This window comes from Synechococcus sp. CCAP 1479/10, assembly GCF_019038515.1.
Taxonomy (GTDB): Bacteria; Cyanobacteriota; Cyanobacteriia; order PCC-6307; family Cyanobiaceae; genus Cyanobium.
Genome location: NZ_JAFKRJ010000008.1, coordinates 139,735 through 163,210, shown reverse-complemented (window position 1 = coordinate 163,210; position 23,476 = coordinate 139,735). Strand labels below are relative to the sequence as shown.

26 protein-coding genes are annotated in these 23,476 nt (G+C 72.6%); 16 read left to right on the top strand and 10 right to left on the bottom strand.

What is annotated here, in order from left to right; genetic code table 11:
• Positions 1-61: 61 nt before the first annotated feature.
• On the bottom strand, positions 62-1,123 hold the full coding sequence (locus KUG39_RS04650; protein WP_216913321.1) for a lipase family protein: 1,062 nt from the start codon (positions 1,121-1,123) through the stop codon (positions 62-64).
• Between the two features lie 114 nt (positions 1,124-1,237).
• Here KUG39_RS04650 and KUG39_RS04645 point away from each other — a divergent pair, with 114 nt between their 5' ends.
• Entirely contained in the window at positions 1,238-1,825 is a 588-nt protein-coding gene (locus KUG39_RS04645; RefSeq protein ID WP_094587303.1) for a DciA family protein, read from the top strand.
• Positions 1,826-1,849: 24 nt separating this feature from the next.
• Here the strand turns inward: KUG39_RS04645 and KUG39_RS04640 are convergent, their stop codons facing one another.
• Positions 1,850-2,386 (bottom strand): WbuC family cupin fold metalloprotein, encoded by a 537-nt coding sequence (locus KUG39_RS04640; protein WP_216913319.1) that lies wholly within the window; start codon positions 2,384-2,386, stop codon positions 1,850-1,852.
• Between the two features lie 51 nt (positions 2,387-2,437).
• Between KUG39_RS04640 and KUG39_RS04635 the strand changes: the two genes are divergently transcribed.
• Positions 2,438-3,613: a hypothetical protein gene (locus KUG39_RS04635; RefSeq protein ID WP_216913316.1), complete on the top strand. Its 1,176-nt coding sequence runs from the start codon at positions 2,438-2,440 to the stop codon at positions 3,611-3,613.
• A gap of 5 nt (positions 3,614-3,618) precedes the next feature.
• On the opposite strand, the gene KUG39_RS04630 is transcribed toward KUG39_RS04635, so the two are convergent.
• Positions 3,619-3,999 (bottom strand): hypothetical protein, encoded by a 381-nt coding sequence (locus KUG39_RS04630; RefSeq protein WP_216913313.1) that lies wholly within the window; start codon positions 3,997-3,999, stop codon positions 3,619-3,621.
• Between the two features lie 98 nt (positions 4,000-4,097).
• Between KUG39_RS04630 and KUG39_RS04625 the strand changes: the two genes are divergently transcribed.
• The 3 genes from KUG39_RS04625 to KUG39_RS04615 are packed head-to-tail and all read left to right on the top strand — an operon-like array spanning position 4,098 to position 6,099.
• Positions 4,098-5,093, top strand: a complete 996-nt coding sequence (locus KUG39_RS04625; RefSeq protein ID WP_216913311.1) for an SDR family NAD(P)-dependent oxidoreductase — start codon at positions 4,098-4,100, stop codon at positions 5,091-5,093.
• Positions 5,090-5,722 (top strand): alpha/beta fold hydrolase, encoded by a 633-nt coding sequence (locus KUG39_RS04620; RefSeq protein WP_190610651.1) that lies wholly within the window; start codon positions 5,090-5,092, stop codon positions 5,720-5,722. Before KUG39_RS04625 ends, KUG39_RS04620 begins: the two co-directional genes overlap by 4 nt.
• The gene (locus tag KUG39_RS04615; protein ID WP_190610652.1) at positions 5,719-6,099 is read left to right on the top strand and encodes a cupin domain-containing protein; all 381 of its coding nucleotides are present in this window, start codon (positions 5,719-5,721) and stop codon (positions 6,097-6,099) included. Before KUG39_RS04620 ends, KUG39_RS04615 begins: the two co-directional genes overlap by 4 nt.
• On the opposite strand, the gene KUG39_RS04610 is transcribed toward KUG39_RS04615, so the two are convergent.
• Positions 6,094-6,699 carry a pyridoxamine 5'-phosphate oxidase family protein gene (locus tag KUG39_RS04610; RefSeq protein ID WP_216913309.1) on the bottom strand — a complete coding sequence of 202 codons (606 nt, stop codon included), beginning with the start codon at positions 6,697-6,699 and terminating at the stop codon, positions 6,094-6,096. The genes KUG39_RS04615 and KUG39_RS04610 overlap by 6 nt on opposite strands.
• A gap of 15 nt (positions 6,700-6,714) precedes the next feature.
• On the bottom strand, positions 6,715-7,320 hold the full coding sequence (locus KUG39_RS04605; protein ID WP_216913307.1) for a glutathione S-transferase family protein: 606 nt from the start codon (positions 7,318-7,320) through the stop codon (positions 6,715-6,717).
• Positions 7,321-7,440: 120 nt separating this feature from the next.
• Here KUG39_RS04605 and KUG39_RS04600 point away from each other — a divergent pair, with 120 nt between their 5' ends.
• The 11 genes from KUG39_RS04600 to KUG39_RS04550 all read left to right on the top strand — a co-directional run bounded on the left by KUG39_RS04600 (position 7,441) and on the right by KUG39_RS04550 (position 17,629).
• A complete protein-coding gene (locus KUG39_RS04600; protein WP_216913305.1) occupies positions 7,441-8,055 on the top strand; it encodes a TetR/AcrR family transcriptional regulator in 615 nt (204 codons plus the stop codon).
• Positions 8,056-8,235: 180 nt separating this feature from the next.
• Entirely contained in the window at positions 8,236-8,379 is a 144-nt protein-coding gene (locus tag KUG39_RS04595) for a hypothetical protein (protein ID WP_216913303.1), read from the top strand.
• A 97-nt stretch (positions 8,380-8,476) separates the two neighbouring features.
• Complete coding sequence (kdpA, locus tag KUG39_RS04590; protein WP_216913301.1) at positions 8,477-10,147, top strand: potassium-transporting ATPase subunit KdpA; 1,671 nt, start codon at positions 8,477-8,479, stop codon at positions 10,145-10,147.
• 11 nt (positions 10,148-10,158) lie between these two features.
• The gene (gene kdpB, locus KUG39_RS04585) at positions 10,159-12,258 is read left to right on the top strand and encodes a potassium-transporting ATPase subunit KdpB (RefSeq protein ID WP_216913299.1); all 2,100 of its coding nucleotides are present in this window, start codon (positions 10,159-10,161) and stop codon (positions 12,256-12,258) included.
• Positions 12,259-12,326: 68 nt separating this feature from the next.
• Complete coding sequence (locus KUG39_RS04580) at positions 12,327-12,515, top strand: potassium-transporting ATPase subunit F (protein ID WP_216913297.1); 189 nt, start codon at positions 12,327-12,329, stop codon at positions 12,513-12,515.
• A complete protein-coding gene (kdpC, locus tag KUG39_RS04575; protein ID WP_216913295.1) occupies positions 12,515-13,087 on the top strand; it encodes a K(+)-transporting ATPase subunit C in 573 nt (190 codons plus the stop codon). The genes KUG39_RS04580 and kdpC overlap by 1 nt, the downstream gene beginning before the upstream one ends.
• Positions 13,084-14,178, top strand: coding sequence for a sensor histidine kinase KdpD (locus KUG39_RS04570; protein WP_216913293.1), 1,095 nt, complete (start codon positions 13,084-13,086; stop codon positions 14,176-14,178). Before kdpC ends, KUG39_RS04570 begins: the two co-directional genes overlap by 4 nt.
• Positions 14,175-15,248, top strand: a complete 1,074-nt coding sequence (locus tag KUG39_RS04565) for a sensor histidine kinase (protein ID WP_216913291.1) — start codon at positions 14,175-14,177, stop codon at positions 15,246-15,248. The genes KUG39_RS04570 and KUG39_RS04565 overlap by 4 nt, the downstream gene beginning before the upstream one ends.
• The gene (locus tag KUG39_RS04560; RefSeq protein WP_094587281.1) at positions 15,248-15,874 is read left to right on the top strand and encodes a response regulator transcription factor; all 627 of its coding nucleotides are present in this window, start codon (positions 15,248-15,250) and stop codon (positions 15,872-15,874) included. The genes KUG39_RS04565 and KUG39_RS04560 overlap by 1 nt, the downstream gene beginning before the upstream one ends.
• Positions 15,875-15,973: 99 nt before the next feature.
• Positions 15,974-16,747, top strand: a complete 774-nt coding sequence (locus KUG39_RS04555) for a DUF7544 domain-containing protein (protein ID WP_216913289.1) — start codon at positions 15,974-15,976, stop codon at positions 16,745-16,747.
• A 153-nt stretch (positions 16,748-16,900) separates the two neighbouring features.
• Positions 16,901-17,629 (top strand): class I SAM-dependent methyltransferase, encoded by a 729-nt coding sequence (locus KUG39_RS04550; protein WP_216913287.1) that lies wholly within the window; start codon positions 16,901-16,903, stop codon positions 17,627-17,629.
• A gap of 6 nt (positions 17,630-17,635) precedes the next feature.
• On the opposite strand, the gene ald is transcribed toward KUG39_RS04550, so the two are convergent.
• Genes ald through KUG39_RS04525 form a run of 5 tightly spaced genes read right to left on the bottom strand, consistent with a single transcriptional unit; the run spans position 17,636 to position 23,465 of the window.
• Positions 17,636-18,784, bottom strand: coding sequence for an alanine dehydrogenase (gene ald, locus KUG39_RS04545; protein ID WP_286191041.1), 1,149 nt, complete (start codon positions 18,782-18,784; stop codon positions 17,636-17,638).
• 43 nt (positions 18,785-18,827) lie between these two features.
• Positions 18,828-20,522: an NAD+ synthase gene (locus KUG39_RS04540; RefSeq protein WP_216913285.1), complete on the bottom strand. Its 1,695-nt coding sequence runs from the start codon at positions 20,520-20,522 to the stop codon at positions 18,828-18,830.
• Positions 20,522-21,091, bottom strand: coding sequence for a nicotinate-nucleotide adenylyltransferase (locus tag KUG39_RS04535; protein ID WP_286192938.1), 570 nt, complete (start codon positions 21,089-21,091; stop codon positions 20,522-20,524). The genes KUG39_RS04540 and KUG39_RS04535 overlap by 1 nt, the downstream gene beginning before the upstream one ends.
• Before the next feature lie 23 nt (positions 21,092-21,114).
• Positions 21,115-22,455 (bottom strand): DUF697 domain-containing protein, encoded by a 1,341-nt coding sequence (locus KUG39_RS04530; RefSeq protein WP_216913281.1) that lies wholly within the window; start codon positions 22,453-22,455, stop codon positions 21,115-21,117.
• Positions 22,452-23,465, bottom strand: a complete 1,014-nt coding sequence (locus KUG39_RS04525) for a CNNM domain-containing protein (protein ID WP_190610670.1) — start codon at positions 23,463-23,465, stop codon at positions 22,452-22,454. The genes KUG39_RS04530 and KUG39_RS04525 overlap by 4 nt, the downstream gene beginning before the upstream one ends.
• Positions 23,466-23,476: the final 11 nt, after the last annotated feature.

Below are 23,476 nucleotides of genomic sequence, written 5' to 3'. Positions count from 1 at the left end.
TGCCGCCCGGTCTTGCCCGCCCCTCAGCGGATTGCCGCACCCACACCCGGCGGAGCGGCGCTCAGGTGTTGCGACGCCGGGCGTGGGCCTGCAGCTTGAGGGCGTAATCGCCCATGGAATGGTCGGCGACCACCGCCTTGCCCCTGGTCAGGAGAAAGCGACGCACCACGACGCAGAAGCGCCAGAACGCCTCCGGACTCATCACCACCTTCAGATCCCGGAAGGGGATCTGCTGCCCATCGGGGATGTTGTCGGCATCGGAGAGGAACACGACGCTGCCTGCATGGGTGTAGCCGAAGAAGTTCCGCCGCAGGAACTCGGCGATCTGGAAGGTGCCGTTGATGGGAATCAGCCGGATCAGACTCAGCAGGATCACCAGGCTGTAGCCGAAGGGGATGCGCGTCACCCCGTCGGCGGCGTTGACGATCCGGTAGATGGGTGTCCGGATCGGGGCGAAGAAGGTGTCGTCGCCGGCCCTGGGGCAGCCGAAGGTGTAGGTGGCACCGGTGCTGTCGGAGCCGAGGTAGCGGGTGGCCACCAGGGCCAGGGCGCCGCCGAGGGAATGGCCGGTGATGTACAGGGGGATACCCGGATGGCGCGCCAGGGCAGCCTCCAGGGGGGCGCGCACCTTGTCGAAGGCCGCCAGGAAACCGGCGTGGGCCCGGCCGCCGCCGGGGGCCGCCACCAGGTGGGCCCGCAGATCGGCACTGATGTCGTGGATGCTGGTGACCTGGGTGCCCCGGAAGGCCAGCACGAGCATGGCGTCGGGTCCCCGGCCGGAGGGGAGGTTGAGGCGGACCAGGATCGCTTCGCTGCCCTGCACGGCGATGCCTTCGAGCAGTTCGAAGCCGGCCGTCTCCAGCGCCGAGACCACCACCCCGTCCACCGTCTGGCCGTTCTCGATGGCGGCCGCCACCAAGGCCCGCACCACCGCCTCCCCCCGCTGGCTGCGGGCCGATTCGAGGATGCGGAGCACCAGCTCGTCGACCCTGATCTCGGCGGGCAGCTTCTCGTAGACCAGCCGGGCGATCTCCGCCAGCAGCCAGGCGGTGCGGTCGGAATAGGCGGCGCGCAGGACCGGGACCTGGCGGATCAGGGTGGGATCGTCGAAGTAGCCGGCCATGGCGCTGCCCCGGGGATGGAGGTTCTCCGGGCCCCAGCCTTGCCCAGACGCTCGTCCCGTCAAGCCGGGAACCGGTTTCGATCACGGGCCGAAGCACGGCCTTAGCGTGGGTCGATGGAGCCCTCCCGGTCCCGCCAGCGCCGCGCGTCCGAGCCCAGTGGCTCCCGCAGCGGCTCCCGTCGCCAGAGAGTCGAGGCGGTGCAGACGCGGCAGGTGGGCAACGTCGCCCTGCTGATGCCGCCCGCCCGGCCGCCGGCCAGTGCCCTGGCCAGCTGCCTGGACAACCTCCAGCAGGAGTGGCGTCGCGACGGCCATCTGGCCGCCCTCTGGCGGGACTGGCCGCGGATCGCCGGGCCCCAGCTGGCCCCCCACTGCCGTCCCCTGCAGCTGCAGGGGGGGCTGCTGACGGTGGGCGCTGCGCCGGGGCCCTGGCTGCAGGCCCTGCAGTACAACCGCCACCAGTTGCTGGGATCGCTGCGCGGCGCCGGCTTCAGTGTGCGGGACGTGCGGGTGCAGCAACACCACCCCGGCGCCCCCACCACGCCGGGCAGCCTCAGCGAGGCGGAGGTGTGGGCCGTCCATCCCAGCCGCTGCGACGTGCACGGTCTGGCCGACTGCCCCGCCTGCGGCCGCCCGGCCCCGGCCGGGGAGATGGCCCGCTGGGGCCACTGCAGCTTCTGCCGCCGAGCCGATCTGGCCTGAACCGCCTGGCCCGGGGCCGGGCGCTCAGGGGAGGGGCTGGTCAGGGGAGGAGTGGTCGTCCCCGGTCCCGAACAGGGCCCGCCAGGCCGACTCCTGCGCTGCTGCGGCCTCACTTCCCTCGAGGGGAAATCCGGCCAGGAAGTCCTTGTCGGCGGCGGGCTCGTAGGGCCCCTGCTTGATCTCCATCATCACGGCATCGGGCGATAGGGCCACCAGGGTGTGGATGACCCCCTCGGCCAGCTCGATGCCGCGCAGGGGTCCTTCGGCGCTGATCCGCTCGCGCTGCAGCACCCGCCCGCCGGCATCGAGCAGCAGCAGCCCCATCGCCCCCTGCAGCACGAGGAAGCACTCGAAACCGTCGCCGGGCTGGGCGCGCCGGTGGCGGTGGGGCCGCACGTAGGTGCCGGGCTGCAGCACGTTCAGGAAGCGCTGCACCCGGTCGGTGGGGGCGTGGAAGTTGTGGTTGCGGCGCCGGCGAGGGGAGTCGGCGGCGGCGGCGGCCACCGCATCGAAGAGGTCCTGGTCGATGCGCTGGAGCGGGGACGGGGCGGCGGAGTCCATCGCAGGGTCGGCGGCCCATAGATTGTGCGTCCCTCCAACGGCATGGACGTCATGGGTGCTGGTCCGCGGGTGTCCTGGCAGGCGGCCGCACCGCTCGTTCTTCTGCTCGGCGCCGGCCAGGCCCTGCCGGCCCTGGCGGCGGCGGCCAAACCGGGCGCCAAGCCGCCGGCGCCGGTCGCCACCTACAGGATCGAGGCCACCACCACGGCGGGGATGGGGGCGATGGGCGGCGCCGGGATGCTGCAGATGATGATGGGGGGCCGGCCGGCGATGGGCGCCACCAGCCGCCAGCTGGAGCTGCGGCTGCAGTCCCCGCAGACCACCGCCAACCCCACGGCCGAGCACCGCATCCCGGCGGCCATGGCGATGGGGACGGCCCTGCCGCTGAAGAGCGGCAGCGACAGCCCTGGGGAGCGGGGCCGGGAGTGGAAGGAGGAGGACATTCCCGAGGCGAAGGGCCGGCTGCTGATCTTCCGCGGCTGCGCCGAGAGCGCCGGCGCCGGCCAGCCCGAGATCATCACCCTGCAGGGACTGACCAAGGACCAGCGACGCCAGGCGCTCTCGGGCCTGAAGCGGCTGGCGGCGGCCACCGGCCCCGCGGGCACCTCGGGCCGTTGGCCATCGGGCGATGAGGCGCCGGCGGTGCCGCAGCAGGCCTCCCTGGTGGGGAACCATGTGGTGGCCAGTAACTACGCCCCGGAGATCCACTTCCCGGTGGGCAGCGGCCACGACTTCCTGGCGCCGGTGAAGCTGACGAGCACCCCGGCCGGCGGCGCCCAGCGACTGAGCTGGCCGGCCATCCCCACCGCCCTCGGCTACCAGGCGACGGCCACGGGCATGGGCCGCCAGGAGGGCGACATCGTGATGTGGACCTCCAGCGAGCTGCCGATGGCCGACAGCGCTGTGCCGGATGACCTGAGAGCCCCGGAAGCGGCCCGGCTGGTGCAGCGCGGCGTGCTGCTGGCTCCGGAGCGCACCACCTGCGCGGTGAGCGCCCAGGCCATGGCGGCGATGGAGGCGGCGATGGTGACCTTCACCGCCTACGGCGGCACGCTGCTGCTGAGCAGCCCCCAGGGCAGCCCCGCCTGGCGGCTCAGCCTGGAGCGGCGCTCCACCGCCACCCGTTTTCTGGGAGAGGGCATGGAGCGCCTCGATCCGGGCTCCGGCGAAGGCCAGGAGGCTCCGGCCCCCAAAGGTGGCGGTCTGAATCTGTTCCGGCTGTTCTGATCGCGTCAGCGCCGCTGCTGGCGGAGCTGGATCGCACCGCCGGGACCGACCTCGATCCGCACCTCTTCCCCGTACTGGCCGTTGGTGACGTAGCCCTCGGCCGCCTGCAGACGGGTGCCGTCCGCCAGCTCGCCCTCGATCAAGAAACTCGCATCGGAGACGATGCGGAAGGAGCGGCTGACCGATTCCCCAGCGGCGATCGGCTCGAACCGCAGCGTCTCCCAGGGCAGGGACACTTCCAGGGACGTGATCGTGCGGCCGCTCCGGTTGGTGACCGTGAGCGCGTTTCGGGTGTGCTCCCGGAACGCCACGCCGGCGCCGGTGGCCGCCGCAAGGCCCGCGGCCGTCGCCAGCGCCAGGAAGGAGCGTCGGGGGAGTCGGGGCACAGGCAGCACTCTGGCAGGACCGGCATCGGCAGCTCGGAGCCCGGGGTCCGTAGCCTTGGCCCGCTCGGCACCCTTCCGGCACCCCCAGGAGTCCGCCCTTGGCTGCAGCGCGCCACATCCTCCTGACCGGCGGCAATTCCGGCATCGGCTTCGAGGCGGCGGTGATCCTCTGCCGGGCCGGCCACCGGCTCACCCTGCCCTGCCGGGACCGGGCCAGCGCCGAGGCGGCCGCACGCCGGGTGCTGGAGCGGGCCGGCACCGGCACAACCCCCGCCACCGCCGTCTGTGACCTGGCGGATCTGGAGAGCGTGCGGGCCTGTGCCGCCGCCCTGCTCGCCCAGGGGACCCCCATCGACACCCTGGTGCTCAATGCCGGCCTCCAGTACGCCGGCGCCAGCGAACCGCGCCGCACCGCCCAGGGCCATGAGCTCAGCTTCGGGGTGAACCATCTGGGCCACGTCCTGCTGGCCCACCAGCTCTGGCCCCTGGTGGCGGCCGCCCAATCCCCGCGGCTGGTGGTCACCGCCAGCGAGGTGCACGACCCCACCACCGCGGGGGGCAAGGTGGGGGCCCCGGCGGGCCTGGGCGAGCTGGCGGGCCTGCGGCCGGGCCAGGGCACCACGATGGTGGAAGGCTCGGCTCCATTCAGTGCCGACAAGGCCTACAAGGACAGCAAGCTCTGCAACGTGCTGTTCGCCCGGGAGTTCGCCCGGCGCCTGGAAGCGCGGGGCACGCCCGCTCCGGTGATCGCCTGGAGCCCGGGGCTGGTGATCCCGCCCACGAGCACAGGCGGCTTCTGGCGCTACAGCCGCCAGTCGAATGAGCTGGGGCAGCGGCTGTTCGCCCTGGCGGCCCGCTCGCTGCTGCGCCTCACCGAGAGTGTCGAGAACGCCGGGGCGCTGCTGGCAGCCCTGGCCGTCGATGACGCCTACGCCGCCAGCGGCTTCACCTACCTCCGCAACCGCGTCACAGCCCCGGGACGGCACCTGTTCGAGGCCACCGCCACCAGCGCCGAAGGCCAGGACCCTGACCTGGCCCGGCGGCTCTGGGAGGCGAGTGCGGCCCTGGTGGGCGTGGGGGCGGATGGGCCGTGAGCGGCCGGCCCGAGCGGCTGCTGTTCCTTCCCGGCGCCTCGGGCGACACGTCCTTCTGGCGTCCCCTGGAGCAGCGGCTGGCCTGCCGCGCCGAGCGGCTGCACCTGGGCTGGCCCGGCTTCGGCGACACCCCGCCCCGGCCGGGGGTGGAGGGCTTCGACGACCTGCTGGCCCTGGTGCTGGAACCGCTGGATCGCCCCTGCGCCCTGATCGCCCAGTCGATGGGTGGGGTGCTGGCCCTGCAGGCCGCCCTGGCCCGGCCCGGCTGGGTGACGCACCTGGTGCTGGCCGCCACCTCCGGCGGCCTGCCGATGGTGGAGCTGGGGGCCACCGACTGGCGGGCCGGCTTCCGCACCAGCCTGTCCCACCTCCCCGACTGGTTTGCCACGGAAACGACCGACCTCTCCGAGCACCTGGCGGAGGTCGCCGCGCCCACCCTGCTGCTGTGGGGCGATGCCGACCCGTTCAGCCCGGTGGCCGCCGGGGAGCGCCTGGCCCTGTTGTTGCCCGATGCCCGTCTGCACGTGATCAACGGCGGCGACCATGATCTCGGCCTGGATCACGCCGGGCGGCTGGCGCCGCTCATCGATGCCCACCTGGCCGCCGCCGCTCACCTCACCCCACCATGAGCAAAACCACCAGCACGTACTGGAATCCGCTGGCGCTGGAGCAGGCCCATCGCTGGCGCTGGCTGGAGGGGCTGGAGGGCCAGGTGCAGGAGCTGGTGCTCAGTGAGGATCCGGCCACCGGGGAGATCACCCGCCTCACCCGCTTCCTGAGCGGGGCCGACACCACCGCCTTCGGGGGCAAGGCCCACCCCTTCCCCGAGGAGATCTTCATCGTCAGCGGGCGCCTGTTCGACGCGGCCGTCGGCCTGTGGCTGGAGAGCGGGCACTACGCCAGCCGGCCGCCGGGGGAGGTGCATGGCCCGTTTCGCACGGACGCCGAGGGCTGCCTGGTGCTGGACATCTCCTTCCCCCATCGAGGAGGGGAAGGATTGTCATGAGCGCAGCCGGCGCAGACCCTGGAGCTCATCCTCCAGCGCAGTGATCCGCGCCTGCAACGGCCGCAGCTGGGCTTCCAGCTCCACTGCCGTGAACCGGGGGGTGATGAACTGGGGGCAGTTCCAGTCGAAGGCCTCCACCCGGATGCGGAAGAGCCGCTCCACCTCCCCGGCAGCCTCCGGTGCCAGCTGCTCCGCCAGCTGGGGATCATCAGCGAGCGGCACCACCTGCGCTTCCCCGTCGATCTTGAGCCGGCGACGGGCCGCGTAATCCATCAGGAACAACGCCACCCGCGGATCGCGGCGCAGATGGCCGGCGGTGAGCAGCTGGCGATTGCCGCCGTAATCGGCGAACCCCAGGGTGCGCTCGTCGAGCACCCGCAGGAAGCCCACCGGCCCGCCCCGGTGCTGCAGGTAGGGGGCACCCGCTTCGGTGAGGCTGGCCAGGTAGAAGCTGTCGCGGGCGCTGATGAAGGCGATCTCCCTGGCACTGAGGCGATCGGACGCCGGGGCCGGGGGCACGCCCTGGCTCTGGCCATAGGCCTGGAGCTGGGCCTCACCCACGGCGGGGGTCAGATGGCGATGCAGGTAGTGCTGGCTCATGGGGGATGGCTCCGTTCAGGCCTCCAGGCCCTTCATGGGCACGTAGCCCGGCAGCGCCTTGATCCGCCCGATCCAGGCGCAAACGTTGGGATAGGGGGCCAGATCGATGCCGCCGTCCGGGGCCAAGGCCACGTAGGGGAACACGGCGATGTCGGCGATGGTGGGGCGCTCCAGCTCCAGCCACTGCCGGTGGGCCAGGTGCCGCTCCAGCTGGTCGAGGAGGAAGGCGGCCTTCTCGGTGGCCCGCTCGATGGGGATCGCCTTGACGCCGAACAGATGGTGCAGCCGGGCACTTTCCGGGCCCTGGCGCACCTCACCGGCGGCGGTGGAGAGCCAGCGCACCACCCGGGCCTGGCCGAGGGGATCGGCGGGCAGCCAGAGGCCATCCTCCTGGCGGGCCGCCAGGTAGAAGAGGATCGCCTGGGCGTCGGAGAGGGTGGTGCCGTCCTCCTGGAGCACGGGCACCTGGCCGAAGGGATTGAGGGAGAGGAACGCCTCCCCCTTGTGTTCGCCGGCCATCAGATCGACGCGGACCCAGTCGTAGTCGAGCCCGAGCAGTTCCAGGAGCAGGCGCACCTTGTAGCTGTTGCCGGAGAGTTCGTGGCCGTGGAGCTTGAGCATCGGGGCGAGGGATGGGGGGCCGGGGATGCGGACAGCCTGAGTAGACAGACCGGTCTGCGCATCCAAAGGTAGCAGACCTTTCTGTCTACTCACTAGATTGGGCCTACTGCAGCGGAATCCATGCCAGCGAGCGGCGCCACCACCAGGACCTCCGCCAAGCGGGGCGCGCTGCTGGACACGGCCGAAGGGCTCTTCGCCCGCCACGGCTACCGGGCCGTCGGCATCGACACGGTCCTGGCCGCGGCCGGGGTGGCCAAGATGACCCTCTACAAGCACTTCCGATCCAAGGAGGAGCTGATCGCCGCCGTGCTGGAGCGCCGCGGCAACGCCATCGCCGCAGGGCTGGCCAAGCGGATCGCCGCGGCGCCGGAGGACCCCGGGACGCGCCTGCTGGCGGTGTTCGACTGGCTCGAGCAGGCGGTGCGCTCGCCGGCGTTCCACGGCTGCCTGTTCATCAAGGCCGCCAGCGAGTACCCCTCTGCGGAGGATCTGCCCCGGCAGGCGGCCGAGGCCTTCAAGCAGGGTTGCCGCGACCTCCTGGAGGGTCTCTGCCGTGATCTCGCCGTCGCCGACCCGGAGGGTCTGGCCCGCCAGCTGCAGCTGCTGTTCGAAGGCGCCCTGGTGGTGGCCTTCCTGCAGCGGACTCCCCTGGCCGGCGCCGATGCCCGGCGGGCCGCCGAAGCTCTGGTGGCCTCGGCACCGCGAGCGGGCGAGGCCACCGGGGAGCCACGGTGACAAGCCCTGGCGGGCGCCCTGCAACCGGGGGACCGCCGCTTCGGCGCGTGCAGCCCAACGTTCATCCGGGAGATCCACTACCGGCTGAGTGCCGCTGACGCCAACGGCGTCCAGATCCCCATCGCCGGCTCCGGCTCCGCCGTCAGCTACACCAATGGGGGCTACCAGGTCTCCTACGACATGGTGCCGGCGATCCACAGCAGCCGGGAAGGGGATGCGGTGGAGCTCTGCCTGAGCTTGCTGCCGGATTGCAGCGGGGCTCCCCGCGGCGACGGGCGCGGTCGCATCAACCGGGCCCGCCATCTGCGCACCGGCGGCGCCTGAGGCGGCCGCAGCCGTGCTGGCCCCACCCCTGCCTTTCGTCAGTTGCGGCGGCCGCCCCGCCGGCGGGAGGGTGGGCGCGACCGCAGGACAGCCCCCGATGCTCCCCTGGTTTCTGGCCGCCGTCACCCTGGCGGTGGCGGTGCTGACGGCCTTTCCCCTGGGCCGCCACCTCTGGCAGGTCTTCGACGACCGCCCCCAGCCCGCCTGGGACCCCTGGCTGCTGCCGCTGGAGACGGGGCTGCTGCGCTGGATCGGCGACCGGGGCCAGCCGGCGGCCACGGCCTGGGCCTACCTGCAGCCCTTCCTGGTGGCCAACGCCTGCTTCGGCGGCCTGGCCTTCCTGCTGCTGGCCTTCCAGCCCGCCTGGCTGAACCCCCTGGGCTGGCCCGGCCTGCGCTGGGACCTGGCCCTGCACACCACCCTCTCCTTCCTCACCAACACCGACCAGCAGCACTACGTGCCTGAGCAGACCCTGGGCACCTTCGCCCAGCTGGGGGTGATCCAGTTCCTGATGTTCGTCTCGGCGGCCAGCGGCCTGGCGGTGGGCTTCGCGGTGATCCGCGGCCTCTGCGGCCTGCCCCTGGGCAACTTCCATCGCCAGCTGGTGCGCGCCCTCACCCGGGTGCTGATCCCCGGCAGCCTGCTGCTTGCCGTGCCACTGCTGTTCTGCGGTGTGCCGATGACCCTGGCCGATCCCCTGCGGATCACCACGCTGGAGGGGGGCAACCAGCTGCTGATCCGCGGCCCGGTGGCCCTGTTCGAGGCGATCAAGCAGCTGGGTGAGAACGGCGGCGGCTTCTACGGCGCCAACTCGGCCCACCCCTTCGAGAACCCCGACGGCTTCACCAACCTGCTCAGCTGCTGGGCGATGGTGGCCATCCCGGCCGCCAGCATCGACGCCTTCGGGCGCTTTCTCGGTAACCGGCGCCAGAGCACCCTGTTGCTGCTGCTGGTCACGGCGCTGATCGCCGCTGGTTCCGCCCTGGCGATGGCGGCCGAACAGGGGGGCAACCCGGCCCTGTCGGCCTGGATCAGCGGCCCGAACCTGGAGGGCAAGGAGCTGCGCTTCGGGGCCGGACTGACGGCGTTCTGGGCCGTTCTCACCACCGGCTCGATGACGGGAGCGGTCAACGGCGCCATGGATTCGCTGCTGCCGCTCTCCAACCTGGTGGCCCTGTTCAACCTGTTCCTGCAGGTGGTCTGCGGCGGTCAGGGCACCGGCATCGCCTACCTGCTGGTGTTCATGGTGCTGGCGGTGTTCCTCACCGGACTGATGGTGGGCCGCACCCCGGAATTCCTGGGCCGCAAGGTGGAGAAGGCGGAGGTGGTGTGGAGCAGCCTGATCCTGCTGATCCACCCGGTGTTCGTGCTGCTGCCCGCGGCGTTCACCATGGCCGGAGCCACGGACCTGGCGGGGATCAGCAACCCCGGGCCCCACGGCATCAGCCAGGTGGTCTACGAGTACGCCTCGGCGGCGGCCAACAACGGCAGCGGCATGGAGGGCCTGGGGGACGGCAGCCTCTGGTGGAACCTCAGCACCAGCGTCAGCCTGGTGGGGGGCCGCTACCTACCGATCGCCGCCCTGGTGGTGCTGGCCGACGGCTATGCCCGCAAGCCAGCGCTGCCGCCGGGCCCCGGCACCCTCGCCACCGACACCAGCCTGTTCACGGTGGTGCTGGCGGTGGTGCTGGTGATCCTCGGCGCCCTCACCTTCTTCCCCGTGCTCGCCCTCGGGCCGATCGCCGACGGCCTGCTCCTCGCCACCTGATTCGAACCGCCATGACCTCCCTGCCGGCCCGCACCCTCTTTCCCCGCATGCCGCGGGGCCGCCGCGACCAGCGGCGCTACACGCCCCGACCCCGCCAGAAGGGCCTGGTGCGCCGCGCCGCCCTGCAGGCGTTCGTGAAGCTCGATCCCCGCACCGCCGCCGCCAATCCGGTGATGTTCGTGGTCTGGTGCGGCACGGTCGTCTGCCTGCTGGCCACCGTGGGCCCGGGTCTGTTCGGCGACGGGAAGGAGGCCTCCGGCCGGCTGTTCAACGCCCTGGTGAGCCTCACCCTGCTGGCCACCCTGCTGTTCGCCAACTTCGCCGAGGCCCTGGCGGAAGGCCGGGGCAAGGCCCAGGCCGATGCCCTGCGCCGCACCCAGGCCCGCACCCAGGCCCGGCTGCTCGATCCCGCCGGCGGCGAACGGCTGGTGGATTCCTCCAGCCTGCGCAAGGGGGACGTGGTGCTGGTGGCCGCCGGCGACACGATCCCCGCCGATGGCGAGGTGATCGAGGGGGTGGCCTCGGTGGATGAGTCGGCGATCACCGGCGAATCGGCGGCGGTGCTCAAGGAGGCCGGCTCCGACGTGGCCAGCTCGGTGACGGGCGGCACCCGGATCCTCTCCGACCAGCTCACCATCCGCATCAGCGCCGATCCGGGCAAGGGCTTCATCGACCGGATGATCGCCCTGGTGGAGGGGGCCGAGCGCACCAAGACCCCCAACGAGATCGCCCTGACGGTGCTGCTGGCGGTGCTCACCCAGGTGTTCCTGATCGCCGTGGCCACCCTGCCGCCCCTGGCCGGCTACCTCAAGGAACCCACCCCGGTGGTGACCCTGGTGGCGCTGCTGGTGGCCCTGATCCCCACCACCATCGGCGGACTGCTGTCGGCCATCGGCATCGCCGGCATGGACCGGGTGGCCCAGTTCAACGTGATCGCCACCTCAGGCAGGGCCGTGGAGGCCTGCGGCGACATCAACACCCTGGTGCTCGACAAGACAGGCACCATCACCCTCGGCAACCGGCTGGCGGAGGAGTTCCTGCCGGTGGGCGGCCACCGCGAGGCGGAGCTGGCGGAGGTGGCCCTGGCGGCCAGCTGCTTCGACCAGACCCCCGAAGGCCGCTCGATCGTGCGGCTGGCGGAGCAGCGCGGCGCCGTGCTGCCCTTCGCCGCGGAGCAGGCCACGGGCCTCGACTTCTCGGCCCGCACCCGCATGAGCGGCAGCGACGACCCCGCCGGGATCGAATTCCGCAAGGGGGCCGTCGACGCCATCAAGGGGTTCGTGCGCTCCCGCGGCGGCACCGTGCCCGACGACCTCGACGGGGCCTACGAGCAGGTGTCACGGCTCGGCGGCACCCCCCTGGCGGCCTGCCGCGGCAACGCCATCCTCGGCGTCATCTACCTCAAGGACATCATCAAGCCGGGCATCCGGGAGCGGTTCGACCAGCTGCGCCGCATGGGGATCCGCACCGTGATGCTCACCGGCGACAACCCGATCACCGCCGGGGTGATCGCCCGGGAGGCCGGTGTCGACGACTTCATCGCCGAGGCCACCCCCGAGGACAAGATCGCCGTGATCGACCGGGAGCAGAAACTGGGCAAGCTCGTGGCCATGACCGGCGACGGCTCCAACGATGCCCCGGCCCTGGCCCAGGCGAACGTGGGCGTGGCCATGAACTCCGGCACCCAGGCCGCCAAGGAGGCGGCGAACATGGTGGATCTCGACAGCGATCCCACCAAGCTCATCGACATCGTGACGATCGGCAAGCAGCTGCTGATCACCCGCGGCGCCCTGACCACCTTCTCCCTGGCCAACGACGTGGCCAAGTACTTCGCGATCCTGCCGGCCCTGTTCGCCGGGGTGGGGCTGGGACCGCTCAACCTGATGGGGCTGGCCAGTCCCCAGTCGGCGATCCTCTCGGCGATGGTGTTCAACGCCCTGATCATCCCGGCCCTGGTGCCCCTGGCCCTGAAGGGGGTGGAGTTCCGGCCCCTCAGCGCCGACCAGCTGCTGCGGCGCAACCTGCTGCTCTTCGGCCTGGGCGGCGTGATCACCCCCTTCGTGGGCATCAAGGCGATCGATCTGGCGATCGGCGCCCTGGGGCTCCTCTGAGCCGGCCGGGCCCGCGCCCTCCCACCATCCGCTCCGCACCCCCCGTCCACCGCTCCGCCCCCTTCCCGATGGATCTGATCAAGCGACCGCTGTTCTGGCTGCCCCTGCTGCTCGCCGCCGGCACCGTGCTGCTCGCCCCCCTGCAGCGGGGCCGCCTGGACAGCCTGCAGAGCCATGCCCTGGCCCTGCTGATCAGCGTCACCCTGGCCCTCTCGGCCTATCTGTTCACCGCCATGGTCCGCCCGGAGAAATTCTGATGAACGCCCTTTCCCGACTCGGCCAGGGCCTGCGCCTCACCCTGGTGCTCTGGCTGCTCACCGTCGTGGTGATCACCGTGCCGATGCTGGGCCTGGCCCGCATCGCCGCCCCCCGGCAGGCCGAAGGGAGCCTGGTGCGCGTCGATGGGCGCGTGGTGGGCTCGGCCCTGATCGGGCAGGCCTTCGCGGGCGATCGCTACCTGCAGGGGCGGCCCAGCGCCGTGGCCTACGGCAGCGGCGATCCCCCCAGCTCGGGCCCCAGCAACCTGGCCCCCGGCAACCCCGCCCTGGCCCAGCGGGTCGCGGCGGAGGTCGTCGTCTGGTCCGAGCGCGGCGTGGGCAGTGTGGCCGCCGATCTGCTCACCAGCTCCGGGTCGGGCCTCGACCCCGACATCAGCCTGGCGGCGGCCCGGCAGCAGCTGCCGCGGATCGCCGCCGCCCGCCGGCTGCCGCCCGACCGGCTGGAGGCCCTGCTGGAGGGCCACAGCCACCGGCCGCTGCTCGGTCTGGCGCGGCCGCCGCTGGTGAACGTGCTGGCCTTCAACCTCGCCCTGGACGAGCTGGTGCCTTGATCCGCTCCAGCCGCGGCCTGGGCCGCCACAAGGTGTTCATCGGCATGGCCCCGGGCGTGGGCAAGACCTGCCGCATGCTCCAGGAGGGCCGTGAGCTGCTCAAGGAGGGCACCGACGTGGTGATCGGCCTGCTCGAGACCCACGGCCGCCAGGAAACGATCCGCCAGGCCGAAGGGATGGAGCAGGTGCCGCGCAAGCACCTGCTCTACCAGGGGGTGACCCTGGAGGAACTGGACGTGGCCGCCGTGCTGGAGCGCCGCCCCCAGCTGGTGCTGGTCGACGAGCTGGCCCACACCAACATCCCGGGCAGCGAACGCCGCAAGCGCTGGCAGGACGTGGAGGCCCTGCTGCTCTCCGGTCTGGATGTGTACTCCACCCTCAACATCCAGCACCTGGAGAGCCTCAACGATCTGGTGGCCGAGCTCACCGGGGTGGTGGTGCGGGAGCGGATCCCCAACCGGGTGCTGGAGCAGGCCGACGAGGTGGTCCTGGTGGACGTCACCCCCGAGACCCTCCAGGAGCGCCTGCGGGAGGGCAAGGTCTATGCCCCGGAGAAGGTCCCCCAGGCCCTGGCCAACTTCTTCCAGCGACGCCACCTGGTGGCCCTGCGGGAGCTGTCGCTGCGGGAGGTGGCCGACCGGGTGGAGGAGGAGGAGCCCACGGCGGCGGGCCTGCGGGAGCGGGTGATGGTCTGCTTGTCGGCCTATCCGAGCGCGACCCGGCTGCTGCGGCGCGCCGCCCGCCTGGCCAGCACCATGGACGCGCCGCTGCTGGCCCTCACCATCCAGGATCCCGGCCGCTTCCTCAGCCGGGAGGAGACCCTGCGGCTCGAAACCTGCGCCACCCTGTGCGAGGACGTGGGCGGCACCTTCCTGCGCATCGACAGCAGCGACGTGCTGGGCACCATCGCCCGGGTGGCCCGCGAGCGGCGCATCAGCCAGATCGTGCTGGGGCAGACGCTGCGCTCCCGTTGGCAGGTGCTGCTGCGCCGGCCGATCTCGGAACGGCTGCAGCAGAAGCTGCGGGGGCTGAGCATCGATCTGCACCTGATCTCCGACACCACGGCGCCGGGCCCCGACGGGGAGCCATGAGCAGTCCCGGCCCGGCCGGCGAGACGGGCCGCCTGCGCCGGCTGGCCCGATCCCCGGGGCCGCCCTGGGCGCTCACCGGCCTGATCCTGCTGCTGGAGCTGGCCACGCCGCCCCACATCGTCTTCGGCTACCTCTACGTGATCCCGCTGGTGATCGGGGCCCCCCAGCGCAACCGCCGCGATGCCCTCGCCTTCCTGGCGCTCTGCTGCGGGCTGACCCTGGTGAACCTGGTGGTGCCGGTGCCGGATCCCGACTGGAGGGCGGTGCTGGTGGATCGCCTGCTGGTCTGTCTGGCCCTGACCGTGACCACCTTCCTGTGCCTGCACAACCGCCACCTGCTGCGGCAGCAGGTGGACCTGGAGGTGCGGCTGGCCCAGGCGGACCTGCGCCGGGACATGATCGCCACCCTCGCCCACGACCTCAAGACCCCCGTGCTGGGCACGATCGCCACGGCCCGGATGATGGAGCTCGAGGCGAGTCCGAGTCCGGGGGGCCTGCTGGAGCGGGGCCTCGTCGCCATCCTCGCCAGCCAGGAGCGGAGCCTGCGGCTGATCGAGGACCTGCTGCGGCTGTTCCGCGCCGACCAGGAGGGCCTCAGGCTGCAACCGGAGAGCTGCGACCTGGGGCGCCTTGCCGCCGAGGCGATCGAGGCCGTGGGTCCCATCGCCCGCGAGCGGGAGGTGACCCTGATCCAGCGCCAACCCACCGGCCCAGGCCGCCTCACCCTGGCGGGGGATGCCGGCGGCCTGCGGCGGCTGCTGGAGAACCTGCTGCTCAATGCCATCAACCACAGCCTTCGGGGCGAGCGCGTCTGGGTCGACCTGCAGCGCCAGCAGGGCCAGGCGGTGGTCACCGTCAGCGACCGGGGCCAGGGCTTCCCCGAAGCGAGCCTGCCCCACCTGTTCGAGCGCTTCTACCAGAGTGATCCGGAGCAGCGGGGCAGCGGACTGGGTCTCTACCTCTCCCGACAGATCACCGAAGCCCATGGGGGCCGCATCCGGGCCAGCAACCTGCCCGCCGGAGGGGCCAGCATCGAGGTGCGCCTGCCGATTGAGGAGCCGCCGGGCTGATGCGGGTGCTGCTGATCGAGGACGACGAGGCGTTCCGGGTGGGGATCGAGGCGTTCCTGCTGCGCCTGGCATCGGTCACCGCCGTCCGTTCGGTGAGCGACGGCGAGCAGGGCCTGGAGGCCCTGGCGGAGGCCCCGGCCGATGTGGTGGTGCTCGACATCGGCCTGCCCGGGCTGGGGGGCCTGGAGACCTGCCGGCGGATCAGCGACGGCTTCGACCTGCCTGTGCTTGTTCTCACCAGCCAGGATGACAGTCGCTGGGTGCAGCGGCTGTGGGACGCCGGCGCCAGCGGCTATCTCCACAAGGCGGAGGCCTTCGCGCACCTGGAAACGGCCCTGACCAGCGTCGAACAGGGGGCCAGCTGGTGGGACCGCTCCGCCACCCGGGCCCTGCGCACCCGGGACACCCCTGCCGCCGCCGGCCCGCCGGAGGCCTCCCTGGCGCTGCTGACGCCACGGGAGCGGGAGGTGCTGGCGGCCATGGCCGGCGGTCTCACCAACCGCCAGATCGCCACCAGCCTCGGCCTGGGCACCGGGACGGTGAGGGTGTATCTGCACACGATCTTTCAGAAGCTGCAGGTGAGCAACCGCACCCAGGCGGCGCTGAAGTTCCTGGATCCGGGCTGATCGCCGATCCACCCCGTGGCGCCGGATGCAACGCTTCGCACCGATGGGGTGGCCGCCCGTCGGACGCTGCCTAACCTCCCGGCAACTCCCCCCCGAGCGATGGCCGAGTCTCTGATGCAGGATCCCAGCGGCGGATCCTCCCTGAAGGTGATCGAGGCCGTGAAGCAGGGCTGGCAGGCCTTCACCCGGGCCCCCTTGGTGTTCATCGGCTTCACCCTGCTGGCGGGTGTGCTGAGCAGCATCTGCTCCCTGATCCAGGGCCAGGTGGACCCCGACGAGGCCGCCGTGGTGACGGCGGTGGACGTGGTCCGGCTGGTGGTGGGCTCGATCCTGAGCGTGCTGGTGAGCCTGTGGAGCACCACGGGCCTGGTCCGCGGTGCCTGGAGCGCCCTTTCGGGCGGAAAGCCGGCCATGGGCACCTTCACCCGCTGGGATGGGCCGGCCAGCTGGCGGCTGTTCCGCAACGGCCTGGCCCTGGGGATCCTGATGATCGCGATCCTGATGGTGGGGGCCCTGGTGGGGGTCGCCGCCGCCCAGCTCAACCAGATCCTGGCCGTGCTTCCGTTCCTGGCGGCCTTCACGCTGCTGATCTACCTGGCGGTCAACCAGAAGTTCATGGCCCAGATCGCCCTGCTGGAGGGCCGCGGACCGATCGACTCCATCAACCGGGGCCGCGCCCTGCTCGATCCCCAGTGGGGCTCGGTGCTGCTGCTGGCCCTGGTGGAATTCGCCATCGTGCTGGTGGGCCTGCTGGCCTGCTTCGTGGGGCTGCTGGTGGCGGTGCCGGTGGTTCTGTGCACCAGCACGGCCGCCTATCGCCAGGTGTTCGGCAGCGAGGATCTCACCGGCCTGCTGGCGGAGCCGGCGGCCTGAGCCAGGCGGCGCAGGGTGCCGATGGTGGCAGCCAGTTCGGAGTCTGCAGGCCAAGCCGGCAGGTCGAAGGCGGACTGATTACGCTTCTCAGGGTGATGGAGCGCTCCAGGCACTCTGCAACCCACCCACTCCGCGTCGTTTCCGACCGCGCCCATGCTCCTTCCCCTTGACGCCGGCGATGACGCCGCATCCGCGACGGAACCGGCGCTCGCGTTCATGGAGGAGCACATCCAGGCCTCCTGGGTCGTCAACGCCGCCACCTGGACCCGGGCAGTGCGCCGCGGCGAGATCCTCAGTCGCGTCAGGGTGACCAACGGGGCGATCCTGGAGGCGATCAATGACTGCGCGCCCGCCACCCTGCTGGATCTGGGCTGCGGCGAGGGCTGGCTGACCCACCACTGCGCCCGCCAGGGCATCGCGGTGCTCGGGACCGACGCGGTGGCCGAACTCACCACCATCGCTGCCGAAGATGCACCGGATGGCGCCCGCTTCCGGACGCTTTCCCACCAGCAGATCGGCGCCGGCAGCCTGAACGAGCGCTTCGACGTGGTGGTGGCCAACTTCTCCCTGCTCGGGGATCGCAGCCTCGACGAGTTGTTCGCGGCGCTGCCGGCCCTGCTGGCGCCCGACGGCAGCGTCCTCGTCCAGACGCTGCACCCGATGCTGATCTGCACCGACCATCCCTACGAGGACGGCTGGCGGGAGGGCTCCTGGGCCGGGTTCTCCCCGGCCTTCCGCACGCCGGCGCCCTGGTTCTTCCGGACCCTGGAATCCTGGGTTCGGCTGTTCCAGCGCCATGGCCTGGTGGTCCGGGAGCTGCGCGAACCGCTCGATCCCCTCAGCGGCCAGCCCGCCTCGGTGATCTTCCGCGCCACCCTCTGAACCGGCTCAGCGCAGGCAGGCCATCGGATGGCGCGGCGCCACCCCCAGGGCCTTGGCCACCCCGGGATGGCACACGGCCCCGTCCACGGTGTTCAGGCCGCTGAGAAGCTCGGGCCGGTCGGTGACCGCTTCCAGCAGGCCCCTTCCCGCCATCACCAGGATGTAGGGGAGCGTGACACTCACCAGCGCCTCGGTGGAGGTGAAGGGCACGGCGCCGGGCATGTTGCCCACCGCGTAATGCTGCACCCCGTGGATGGTGACCACCGGATCGGTGTGGGTGGTCTCGCGGCTGGTGGCGATGCAGCCGCCCTGGTCGATGGCCACATCCACGATCACCGACCCGGGCCGCATCCGCTGCACCAGCTCCTCGCTCACCAGGGTGGGGGCCCGGCCGCCGGGCAGGAGCACGGCGCCGATCAGCAGGTCGGTCCCCGGCACCAGCCGCTCGATCAGGCTGCGGCTGCTCACCAGGCTGGTCATGCGGCCGCGTCGGTCGGATTCCAGGCCCCGCAGGCGGTGGGGGGAGCGATCCAGCAGGAACACCTCCGCATCCATGGCCGCGGCGATGCGGGCCGCGTTCCAGCCCACGGTGCCGGCCCCCAGCACCACCACCCGCGCCGGCCGCACGCCGGTGCAGCCCCCCATGAGCACGCCCCGCCCGCCGTGGGGCTTCTCCAGCAGGTGGGCCCCCACCTGGGCCGCCAGCCGGCCGGCCACCTCACTCATCGGGGCCAGCAGCGGCAGGCTGCCGTCCTCGAGCTGCACGGTTTCGTAGGCCACCGCCGTGGTGCCCGCCTCCAGCAGGGCCTTGCCCACCTCGGGGTAGGCCGCCAGGTGCAGGTAGGTGAACAGCACCAGATCGCTGCGCAGAAAAGCGAACTCCTGCGGCTGCGGTTCCTTGACCTTCACCACCAGGTGGGCGGCCCAGGCCTCCTCGCAGCTGACGATGCGGGCCCCGGAAGCGCGGTAGTCGTCGTCGCTGATGCCGGCCCCCAGGCCCGCCCCCTCCTGGACGCGCACCTCCATGCCCTGGGACACCAGCTCATGGACGCCGTCGGGGGTGAGGGCCACCCGCTGTTCGTCGCGCTTGATCTCCGTGGGCACACCGATGCTCGCCATCGGAGAGGCCAGGGGTGCCGGGCCGGGAGCTGGCATGGGGCAGGAAGGATTGCCGCCCGGAGGCGATCGTGGCCAAACCCTAGGCCGAGGCGATGGGCATCCGCCAGCCGGTGCCGAAGGCCCGGTCGCTCACCTTGAGCACCGGAGCCGCCTGGCGCCGCTTGAACTCCGCCCGCCGCAGCAGGCCGGCCACCCGGGCCACCAGCGCCGGATCGGCCCCCTCGGCCACCAGTTCCTCCGGGGTGCGCAGCTCCTCGATCGAGGCCTTCAGCAGGGGGTCGAGCACCCCGTAGTCGGGCAGGGAATCGCTGTCGCGCTGGTCGGGACGCAGTTCGGCGCTGGGGGGCTTGGTGCGGATCGCCGCGCCGATCAGCTCGCCGTCGGCCGGCAGGCCCAGGGCGGCCCGGCAGGGACCGGAGGCTTCGCCATCCAGCCACTCGCAGAGGCCGAAGACGGTGGTCTTGTAGAGATCGCCGATCACCGACAGTCCGCCGTTCATGTCGCCGTAGAGGGTGCAGTAGCCCACCGCCAGCTCCGACTTGTTGCCGGTGGAGAGCAGCAGGCCCCCCTTCTGGTTGGCCACCGCCATCAGCAGCGTGCCGCGGATCCGGGACTGCAGGTTCTCCTCGGTGACCCCGGCCGGAGGCGCCCCCAGGGCGGGGGGAAGGGCGGCGGCGAAGGCCTCCATCAACGGCGCGATCGGCAGGGTGGCGGTGGCCAGCCCGAGCCGCCGGGCCAGGTCGTCGGCATCGTCGAGGGAACCGGCCGAGCTGAAGGGGGAGGGCATGCGCAGCACCTCCACCTGGGCGGGGCCGAGGGCCGCGGCGGCGATCACCGCCACCAGGGCCGAATCGATGCCGCCGCTCAGCCCCAGCAGGGCCCGCTGGAAGCCGCACTTGGCCGCGTAGTCCCGCACCCCCAGCACCAGCACCCGCAGCAGCTGCTCCCAGGGGTCCGGCGGCGCTGCGGCGGTGGTCGTGGCGGGCGTCGTGGTTGGCGTGGCGTCCCAGACCGCCAGGTCCTCGGCGGCGCAGGCCAGCCGCAGCAGGGGCCGGCCTGCGCGGTCCACCACGAAGCTGGCGCCGTCAAAGACCAGTTCGTCGTTGCCGCCCACCTGGTTGAGGTAGACCACCGGCGCCCCCAGCCGGTCCGCCGCCCGGGCCGCCAGCCCCTGGCGCACCTCCCCCTTGCCGCGGCCGAAGGGGGAGGCCGAGAGGTTGAGCAGCAGGTCGATCCGGCCGGGCGCCAGATCGGCGATCGGATCCACCGCGTCCGGCCAGCGGCTGCGCAGGTTCTCCTCCACCCAGAGGTCCTCGCAGATGGTCAGGCCCAGGCGCCAGGGGCGGCCACCCGCCTCCAGTTCCAGCACCGCCGGGGCGTCGCCGGGCAGGAAGTAGCGGCGTTCGTCGAAGACGTCGTAACTGGGCAGCAGGCGCTTGCGGCAGACGATCCGCCAGCCGCCCCGCTCCACCAGGGCCAGGGCGTTGTGCAGCCCCGGCTGGCGCCGGCCGGCCACCGGCTCGGCCACCCCCACCAGGAGCGCCAGTCCGTCTGGGCAGGCCGCCGCCAGGGACGCCAGGACCCCCTCCTGGCGCTGGATCAGGGCGGGCCGCAGCAGCAGGTCCCGCGGCGGGTAGCCCCACAGCGACAGCTCGGGGGTGAGCAGCAGGTCGGCGCCGCCGGCGCGGGCCCGCTCGGCGGCCACCAGGATCCTGCGGCCATTGCCCTCCAGGTCGCCCACCAGGGGATTGAGCTGGGCCAGGGCGAGGCGCATCAGGGCTCGGAGAGGCCATAGAGATTGTGCTGCAGCAGCACCGGCCAGAGTTCGGACGGTACCTGGGCCGGATCGGGCTGCGCCCGGATCCGGGAACTGGCGCTGGGGGGGATCGCCAGGGGCAGCAGGTCGACCGTCGCCCCCAGCCCCCGCAGCCGCTCCAGATCCGCCGCCTGCAGCGGCCAGCCCTGGCGGCGGGCGATGCCGAGCCGGCAGCTCCGCAGCAGCTCCTCGGCCCGCCTCCAGCGGTGGATCTGGCCCGCCAGGTCGCTGCCCACCACGAAGACCAGCTCCCGGTCAGGCCAGCGGGCCCTGGCCCGCTCCAGGGTCTCCACCGCCCAGGGGCTGCTGAGCTCCTGCTCCAGGCTGAGCCGCGGGTCGTCGATGGCGGCCACCAGGGCGCCCAGCAGGGCCGTACGCACCTCCAGGGGGGCGCCATGCTGCTTGAGGGGGTTGTCGCTGGCCCAGGTGAGCACCTGGGGGAACAGGCCCAGCAGCCCCTCCAGCAGGGCTCGGTGGCCGCGGGTGGGGGGGTCGGCGCTGGTGCCGAACAGGGCGAGACGGGTCAACGGGGCATCCGTGCCGGCGGTCGTCACGGCTGCAGGCCGCCGCCGGCGGTCCCCTCCGCCCCCTGCTGCTGCCATTCGCTCAGCCAGCGCCGGGTCTCCGGGTCCTGCCGCACCAGCCGGCGCAGCAGGGCCCCCGGCTGGCCCGCGGCGGTGGTGGCGCGCAGCAGCTCGGCGGCGGCCAGACGGCCCGTGCGCCGGGTGGTGTGGACCGCCAGGGCCGCCTGGGCCAGGGCCACCGGCGCCGCCGGCGCCAGGCTCAGCCCGCCGCTCAGGGGGGCTGCCAGCAGCAGCAGCTGGCGCAGACCGCCGAGCAGCAGCTGCAGGCCCAGCTGGGCGCCCCCCAGCAGGGCGTTGTGGCCGCCCAGACGGGCCAGCAGGGTGCGGGCACCGCTGCGGGTCATCGGCAGGCCGTAGAGCTGGCAGAGCTGCACCACCAGGGCGCTGTCGCAGGCCAGACCGCCGGCCAGATCGAGCAGCAGCAGCGGGTTGGCCGCCACCCCCGTGGCCTTGAGGGCCGCGAAGCGGCCGATCAGACCCTGGGCCTGGCGGCGGCCGTGGCGCAGCCGGCAGCGGTGCAGGGCCTGGCTGAAGCGGTCGGCGGCCCGCAGGGCGTTGAGGGCCAGCAGCAGCTCCCCGTGGCGCTCCAGCAGGCCGGTGAGCTCCCGGCGCAGGGGCTCCACCCGGGGCGGGGCCGCCTCGCTGCGCACGCGGCCGTCAGGGCGCAGACGGGCCTCCCGGGGGGCGGCCGCCACCGGCAGGGGCCGCAGCTGGCGGGCCCCCGGCGGCAGGCGCCGGCCGATGCTGGCGATCAGGGCGTCCCGCTCGGCCTCCGGCCAGCAGTCGCTGCGGTTGAGCACCAGCAGCAGGGGCTTGCCGGAGGCCAGCAGGTCGTCCAGGGCCTGGGCGTCCATCACCGTGAGATCGCTGTCGATCACCAGCAGCACCAGGTCGGCGCCCACCGCCACCCGGGCCGCCAGGCGGGAGCGGGCGGCGGCGGCGATCTCGTCGATGCCGGGGGTGTCCACCAGGTCGACCCCCTCCAGGCCGGCCACGGGCTGGTCCCAGGCCCGCTGCTGCTGACGGCGGGTGCAGCCATGGGCCACGTCGGTGGCGAAGTGGTCCTCGCCGAGCAGGGCATTGAGCAGGCTGGACTTGCCCACCCCCACCCGGCCGAACACCGCCACCCGCGGCCGGCGGCGCCGCAGGCGCTCCAGCTGGCGGTCGAGGCTGGCCAGCTCCGGCGCCAGGGCCGCCTGCTCCCGGCCGCTGAGCACCAGTTCCGCACGCCAGCGGGCCAGGAGCTGGCGGCAGCGCTCGGCGGCGGGGGGGGCGGCGATCGCCCCTGCCGGTGCCGCCGACGTCATGGGGCGGTCTCCGCGGCGGAGGCGGGCCGGCGCCACCAGCCGGCCAGCACCGCCAGCACGGCCTCGGGCCCGATCACCCCCACGAAGCCGCCGAATTCATCGACCACCACGCGAACCCCGGAGCCGTTGCGGCGGAAGCTGGTGAGCAGCCGGTCGGCCCGGATCATCTCCGGCACGAACTCCACCGGTTCGCAGAGATCGGCGGCCTGGCTGGCCCCCCGTCCCTCCACCAGGGCGGTGAGCAGCTGCTCGCGGCTGGCCACCCCCAGCACCTCGTCCACCTCCTCCCCCAGCACCACCCACCAGGCGGTGGTGTGGCGCAGCAGGGTGGAGCGCTGCTCATCGAGGCTCTGGTGGCCCGCCAGGGTGGGGGCCGACACCCGGGGCAGCATCAGGTCCCGGGCGGTGAGGTCGTTGAGCTGGAACACCTTGGCGATCATGGCGGCCTCGTCGGCCTCGATCTGGCCCTTCTGGGAACCCAGCCGGGCCAGCAGGCGGATCTCCTCCTCGTCGGTGCTGATCTCGTTCTCGGCCGTGATCGCCGGCAGGATCCGCTCCAGCAGCAGCACCAGGGGCAGCATCAGCTTGGTGAACAGCCCAAGCCCGGGGGCGACCGCCAGGGACACGGGCAGGGCCAGCTTGCTGCCGATCGCCTTGGGCAGGATCTCCCCCAGCAGGATCACCAGCACGGTGAGGGCCACCGAGAACAGGGGCAGGGCCGGGCCGCTGACGCCGTAGCGGGCAAAGACGACGCTGGCGAAGCCGCCCACCATCAGGCTGCCGAAGATGTTGAACATGTTGTTGGCGATCACCAGCACCGCCAGGGTGCGGCCGAGGCGCTGACGCAGGGCCTCCAGCCGGCGGGCGCCCGCCACCGGCCGGGGGCGGCTCGCCAGTTCATGCACCTTCACCGGATTGACGGTGAGCAGGGCCGCCTCCACCCCCGAACACAGAAAGGACCCCATCAGCATCCCGACCACCGCCAGCACCAGGAGCAGGAGATCGTTCATCCGCGGCTGAT

Coding starts and splice junctions, on each gene's coding strand:
- KUG39_RS04650 (WP_216913321.1), bottom strand. CDS start 1,123: ATGGCCGGCTACTTCGACGATCCCACCCTGATCCGCCAGGTCCCGGTC.
- KUG39_RS04645 (WP_094587303.1), top strand. CDS start 1,238: ATGGAGCCCTCCCGGTCCCGCCAGCGCCGCGCGTCCGAGCCCAGTGGC.
- KUG39_RS04640 (WP_216913319.1), bottom strand. CDS start 2,386: ATGGACTCCGCCGCCCCGTCCCCGCTCCAGCGCATCGACCAGGACCTC.
- KUG39_RS04635 (WP_216913316.1), top strand. CDS start 2,438: ATGGGTGCTGGTCCGCGGGTGTCCTGGCAGGCGGCCGCACCGCTCGTT.
- KUG39_RS04615 (WP_190610652.1), top strand. CDS start 5,719: ATGAGCAAAACCACCAGCACGTACTGGAATCCGCTGGCGCTGGAGCAG.
- KUG39_RS04610 (WP_216913309.1), bottom strand. CDS start 6,699: ATGAGCCAGCACTACCTGCATCGCCATCTGACCCCCGCCGTGGGTGAG.
- KUG39_RS04605 (WP_216913307.1), bottom strand. CDS start 7,320: ATGCTCAAGCTCCACGGCCACGAACTCTCCGGCAACAGCTACAAGGTG.
- KUG39_RS04600 (WP_216913305.1), top strand. CDS start 7,441: ATGCCAGCGAGCGGCGCCACCACCAGGACCTCCGCCAAGCGGGGCGCG.
- KUG39_RS04595 (WP_216913303.1), top strand. CDS start 8,236: ATGGTGCCGGCGATCCACAGCAGCCGGGAAGGGGATGCGGTGGAGCTC.
- kdpA (WP_216913301.1), top strand. CDS start 8,477: ATGCTCCCCTGGTTTCTGGCCGCCGTCACCCTGGCGGTGGCGGTGCTG.
- kdpB (WP_216913299.1), top strand. CDS start 10,159: ATGACCTCCCTGCCGGCCCGCACCCTCTTTCCCCGCATGCCGCGGGGC.
- KUG39_RS04580 (WP_216913297.1), top strand. CDS start 12,327: ATGGATCTGATCAAGCGACCGCTGTTCTGGCTGCCCCTGCTGCTCGCC.
- kdpC (WP_216913295.1), top strand. CDS start 12,515: ATGAACGCCCTTTCCCGACTCGGCCAGGGCCTGCGCCTCACCCTGGTG.
- KUG39_RS04565 (WP_216913291.1), top strand. CDS start 14,175: ATGAGCAGTCCCGGCCCGGCCGGCGAGACGGGCCGCCTGCGCCGGCTG.
- KUG39_RS04560 (WP_094587281.1), top strand. CDS start 15,248: ATGCGGGTGCTGCTGATCGAGGACGACGAGGCGTTCCGGGTGGGGATC.
- KUG39_RS04555 (WP_216913289.1), top strand. CDS start 15,974: ATGGCCGAGTCTCTGATGCAGGATCCCAGCGGCGGATCCTCCCTGAAG.
- KUG39_RS04550 (WP_216913287.1), top strand. CDS start 16,901: ATGCTCCTTCCCCTTGACGCCGGCGATGACGCCGCATCCGCGACGGAA.
- ald (WP_286191041.1), bottom strand. CDS start 18,784: ATGCCAGCTCCCGGCCCGGCACCCCTGGCCTCTCCGATGGCGAGCATC.
- KUG39_RS04540 (WP_216913285.1), bottom strand. CDS start 20,522: ATGCGCCTCGCCCTGGCCCAGCTCAATCCCCTGGTGGGCGACCTGGAG.
- KUG39_RS04530 (WP_216913281.1), bottom strand. CDS start 22,455: ATGACGTCGGCGGCACCGGCAGGGGCGATCGCCGCCCCCCCCGCCGCC.
- KUG39_RS04525 (WP_190610670.1), bottom strand. CDS start 23,465: ATGAACGATCTCCTGCTCCTGGTGCTGGCGGTGGTCGGGATGCTGATG.